Below are 4707 nucleotides of genomic sequence, written 5' to 3'. Positions count from 1 at the left end.
CCTCAGGCTTTGGTGGCGGTCTCGGCCGCCGTCGGCTCGTCGTCGTACGCGCTGGTGCCCGCGTCCAGCAGCGGTTCCTCCCGCTTCATATGGGCCGGGGCCAGCGCGCGCAGCAGGTGGTAGCCGCTGAGCACGACGACCGTGCCCAGCGCGATCCCGCTCAGCTCGAAGTTGTCGCTGACCTTGAGGCTGACCCCGCCGACGCCGATGACCACACCGGCCGCGACCGGCACCAGATTGAGCGGATTGCGCAGATCCACCTTGTTGTGCACCCAGATCTGGGCGCCGAGCAGCCCGATCATGCCGTACAGGATGACGGTGATCCCGCCCAGCACGCCGCCGGGTATCGCCGCGACGACCGCCCCGAACTTGGGACACAGCCCGAAGAGCAGGGCGAAGCCGGCCGCGGCCCAGTAGGCGGCGGTGGAGTAGACGCGGGAGGCCGCCATGACGCCGATGTTCTCGGAGTACGTGGTGTTGGCCGGGCCGCCGACCGCCGTGGAGAGCATGGTGGCCACGCCGTCCGCCGCGATGGCGGTGCCGAGGGTGTCGTCGAGCGGGTCACCGGTCATCTCGCTGACCGCCTTCACATGCCCGGCGTTCTCGGCGATCAGCGCGATGACGACCGGCAGGGCGACCAGAATGGCCGACCACTGGAAGCTGGGCGCGTGGACGGAGGGCAGCCCGATCCAGTCCGCCTTGGACACCGCGGACAGGTCCAGCCGCCAGTGGTCGGTGGCCCGTCCGCTGCCGTCCAGCGAGTGGATCTTGCCGAAGACGCGGTCGAAGAGCCAGGAGATCACGTAGCCGAAGACCAGGCCCAGGAAGATCGCGATACGTGACCAGAAGCCGCGCAGACAGACCACGGCGAGACCGGTGAAGAGCATGGTCAGCAGCGCGGTCCACTGGTCGGCCGGCCAGTATGTGTTCGCTGTCACGGGTGCGAGGTTGAAGCCGATCAGCATGACCACCGCGCCTGTGACCACCGGCGGCATCGCCGCGTGGATGATGCGCGCGCCGAACTTGCGGACCGCCAGACCGCTGAGGAACAGCACCCCGCCGACCACGAGAATCGCGCCGGTGACGGCGGCGCTGCCACCGCCCTGCGCCCTGATCACCGCGGCCACGCCGACGAAGGAGAGGCTGCACCCCAGATAGCTGGGCACCCGGCCGCGGGTCGCCAGCAGGAACAGGATGGTCGCGACCCCGGACATCATGATCGCGAGATTGGGGTCAAGACCCATGAGCACCGGGGCCACGAAGCTCGCCCCGAACATCGCCACGACGTGCTGCGCGCCCAGCCCCGCCGTCCTGGGCCAGGACAGCCGCTCATCCGGCTTGACGACGGCTCCGGGGGCGGGCGTACGCCCGTCGCCGTGCAGGGTCCAGCGCACGCCGAGGCCCATGGTTGTGCTCCACTTCATTGCTCAGGGGGATCGCAGCAATGTTAGTGGGTCGAAAGTGTGTTTCATCCCCCTAAAGATCCTGGAGGCCGGCGATAGAGATCCTGGAGGCCGGCGACTAAAGATCCCGGAGGTCAGCGACGCGCACGCCCAGCAGGTCGCGCAGCGCCCGCTGTCCGTCCTCGCTGACCCGCAGCGCCCGCTGGCTGCCGATCCGCACACACCACCCCGCGTCCAGTGCGTGCCGGCACAGCGCGGCCCCCGCCACGCCCGCCAGATGCGGTCTGCGCTCGGTCCAGTCCAGACAGCTGCGGGCCATCGGCCGACGGCCGCGCCGCGCGCTCGACAGATCGACGCCCAGGTCCCGGAACCACACCAGACCGGCGTCGGTCAGCGAGAAGCCCGTCGCGCCCTGGAGCAGCCCCCGCTCCAGCAGCGCGTCGGTGATCGCCGTGCCGAGCCGCCCGGCGAGATGGTCGTAGCAGGTCCTGGCCCGCGCCATCGCCGCACCGGCGCTCGCGGCGCCCAGCGTCCGGGGCGCGGGCGGCGGCGCGGCGTGGCCGGACAGGTCCTCGATCAGCTGGGCGATCTGCGGCCCCGCCAGCCGTACGTAGCGGTGCCTGCCCTGCCGCTCCTCCGCCAGCAGGCCGCCCTCGACCAGGCGGCTCAGATGCTCGCTCGTGGTCGACGGGGCCACCCCGGCGAGCCGCGCCAGCTCCCCGGCGGTCCAGGCCCGCCCGTCGAGCAGCGCCAGACAGAACGACGCGCGGGTCTCGTCCGCGAGCAGGGCGGCGAACCGGGCGAGCTGCGGGCCGCGGGATTGGGGCTGAGACATACGCCCATCATGGGCCCCGGACACTTCGGCCCCGGCCGAAACGATCGCGCGCCTGCCGGCCCTTCGGGCGTGTCCTCAAGCGCCGGACGGAGGACCGGGGTCCGGGGCGGAGCCCCGGTTGCGGGAAGGGGCGGGTAGGGGAAAGTGCCCCGTTCAGTGACGCGTCGCGCTCGGCGCCGCCGCGTCCGCGTGGCCTTCGGCCGCGGCCCCCTCGCGCGCCGGCCCGCGCAGTACGCCCGCCCCCACCACCAGCCCCAGCGTCAGCACCGCCACCACGCCGAACGAGGTCGTCAGCGAGGTCGCGTCGGCGATCGAGCCCATCGCGGCCGGGGCGATCAGACCCGAGGTGTACGTGATCGTGGCGACGCCCGCGATGGCCTGGCTGGGGTTCGGCCCGCTGCGCCCGGCCGCCGCGAAGGCGAGCGGGACGACCACCGCGACGCCCAGGCCGAGCAGGCCGAATCCGGCGATGGCGAGGGCGGGGCCGTTGGCGGTCACGATCAGCACACCGCCGGCCGTGGACAGGACGCCGCCCACGCGTACGGTCCGCACCGCGCCGAAGCGGCCCACCACCGCGTCGCCGACGAGCCGGGCCGCGGCCATGGTGCAGGAGAAGGCGGTGGTGCAGGCGGCGGCGAGGGCGGGGGAGGAGTCCAGGACATCCCGCAGATAGACCGCCGACCAGTCCAGGCTCGCGCCCTCGGCGAACACCGCGCAGAAGCCGACCGCGCCGATGATCAGCGCGGAGCGGGGCGGCAGGGCGAAACGGGGCGGCGGGTGCTCCTCGGGGGTGCTGCGCAGATCGAGCACCCAGTGGCAGACGACCGCGCCGATCACGGTGAGCACGGCGGCGGCGAGGCCGAGGTGCAGCCGGGCGTCCGCGTCGGCGTGGGCGGCGAGCGTGCCCGCCGCCGAGCCGAGGAGCGCTCCGACGCTCCACATGCCGTGCAGCCCGGACATGATGGAGCGGCCCAGTCGCGTCTCGATCTCCACGCCGAGGGCGTTCATGGCGACGTCGGCCATCCCGGCGGAGGCGCCGTAGACGAAGAGCGCGGCGCACAGCCAGACCAGGCCGGGTGCGAGCGGGGGCAGTACCAGCGACAGACACCACAGCGCGATCAGCCCGCGCAGGGCGGCGCGGGCGCCGAAGCGGTGGCTGATCCGCCCGGCCAGGGGCATCGCGACGGAGGCCCCGATTGCGGGGAAGACCAGAGCGAGGCCGAGCAGGCCCGCACTGAGGTCCAGATGCTCCTGGATCCAGGGGACGCGGGTGGCGAAGTTGCCGGTGACCGCGCCATGGACGGCGAACACGGTCGCCACGGCAACGCGCGCCCGGCGTAGCGCTTTCGCGTCCGTATCGCTGTCCATACCCGCTGCCCACCCCTCTGGAGACTTCTGGATGCCTTTTGGAGACCTTCTGGAGACGCGATTCGACCACGGAAACTATCAGGAAGGCTCCCTGATAGATAGGGTCCATATGAGCGGTACCTCTGAAAGGATCCCGCCATGACGTCGACGCGCGTGCCCCTGGCGGGCCGTACCGCCTCTCCGAGTACGGCGCGGGCGATCAACGACCGCCTCGCCCTGCACCTCCTCAAGGATGAGGGGCCGCTGACCGCCGGCCAGCTCAAGAACCTGACCGGGCTGTCCCGGCCCACCATCGCGGACCTCGTGGAGCGGCTGGGGCACGCCGGGCTGATCGCGGTGGTGGGGGAGGCGGGGGCCGAGCGGCGCGGGCCCAACGCCCGGGTGTACGGCATCGTCGCCGACAGCGCGCATGTGGCGGGCGTGGACGTCCGGGCGCGGAGCGTGGCGGTATGCGTGGCCGATCTGCTGGGCAACACCCTCGCCGAGGCGTCGCTGCCGGTTGCCGCCGACGTCGAGCCCGTGCGGGCCGCCGAGGCCACGGTGGACCTGGTGCGGCGCACCGCCCGGGAGGCCGGGGCCGAGCGGCTGCACCACATCGGCATCGGCGCCCCGGGGCTCGTCGACCCGGCGACCGGCGAGCTGGCCGCCACCGACGCCCTGCCCCGCTGGCACCGTGAGCTGACCGCGGCCCTGCACGGCGGCCTCGGGGCGCCGGTGCTGCTGGAGAACGAGGTCAATCTGGCCGCCGTCGCCGAGCAGCGGCTCGGCGTGGTCCGCGACCGGGACACCTTCGTACTGCTGTGGCTGGGCCACGGCGTCGGCGCGGCCGTCGTGCTCGACCGGATGCTCAGACGCGGGGCCTCCGGAGGGACGGGGGAGATCGGCTTCATGCCGGTGCCGTGGACGTCCGGGCTGCCGTCCGCGACCGGCTGCGACGGCGGCTTCCACTCGCTCGCGAGCAGCTCCGCGGTCTGTGAACTCGCCCGCGAGCTGGGGCTGTCGGCCGACGCGGCGGACGACGCGCGCGCGGCGGAGGCGGTTGTACGGGCCGCGGTGGACGAGGGGGAGCGGGGCGAGCCGTTCCTGGACGCGCTCGCGGGC

4 protein-coding genes are annotated in these 4707 nt (G+C 73.1%); 1 reads left to right on the top strand and 3 read right to left on the bottom strand.

Annotated features, from left to right (window positions below; genetic code table 11):
- Positions 1–2 precede the first annotated feature (2 nt).
- The 3 genes from CCN51_RS45015 to CCN51_RS45005 form a co-directional block, all read right to left on the bottom strand.
- Positions 3–1406, bottom strand: coding sequence for a uracil-xanthine permease family protein (locus CCN51_RS45015; RefSeq protein WP_014174935.1), 1404 nt, complete (start codon positions 1404–1406; stop codon positions 3–5).
- Positions 1407–1521: 115 nt separating this feature from the next.
- Positions 1522–2238: an ArsR/SmtB family transcription factor gene (locus CCN51_RS45010; protein ID WP_014174934.1), complete on the bottom strand. Its 717-nt coding sequence runs from the start codon at positions 2236–2238 to the stop codon at positions 1522–1524.
- A gap of 153 nt (positions 2239–2391) precedes the next feature.
- The gene (locus CCN51_RS45005; protein WP_014174933.1) at positions 2392–3606 is read right to left on the bottom strand and encodes an MFS transporter; all 1215 of its coding nucleotides are present in this window, start codon (positions 3604–3606) and stop codon (positions 2392–2394) included.
- A gap of 138 nt (positions 3607–3744) precedes the next feature.
- Here CCN51_RS45005 and CCN51_RS45000 point away from each other — a divergent pair.
- Positions 3745–4707 (top strand): ROK family transcriptional regulator (locus CCN51_RS45000; protein ID WP_086860890.1); only part of this gene is annotated, 963 nt, incomplete at its 3' end.

Source organism: Streptomyces milbemycinicus, from assembly GCF_002154605.1.
GTDB classification, from domain to species: Bacteria; Actinomycetota; Actinomycetes; order Streptomycetales; family Streptomycetaceae; genus Streptomyces; species Streptomyces milbemycinicus.
Note: the sequence above shows the minus strand (reverse complement) of the source record. Positions and strands in the feature narration are given on the sequence as shown.

What these genes read in the sequence shown, in the direction of transcription:
- CCN51_RS45010 (WP_014174934.1), bottom strand. Translation starts at nt 2,238, where the DNA reads ATGTCTCAGCCCCAATCCCGCGGCCCGCAGCTCGCCCGGTTCGCCGCC.
- CCN51_RS45005 (WP_014174933.1), bottom strand. Translation starts at nt 3,606, where the DNA reads ATGGACAGCGATACGGACGCGAAAGCGCTACGCCGGGCGCGCGTTGCC.
- CCN51_RS45015 (WP_014174935.1), bottom strand. Translation starts at nt 1,406, where the DNA reads ATGGGCCTCGGCGTGCGCTGGACCCTGCACGGCGACGGGCGTACGCCC.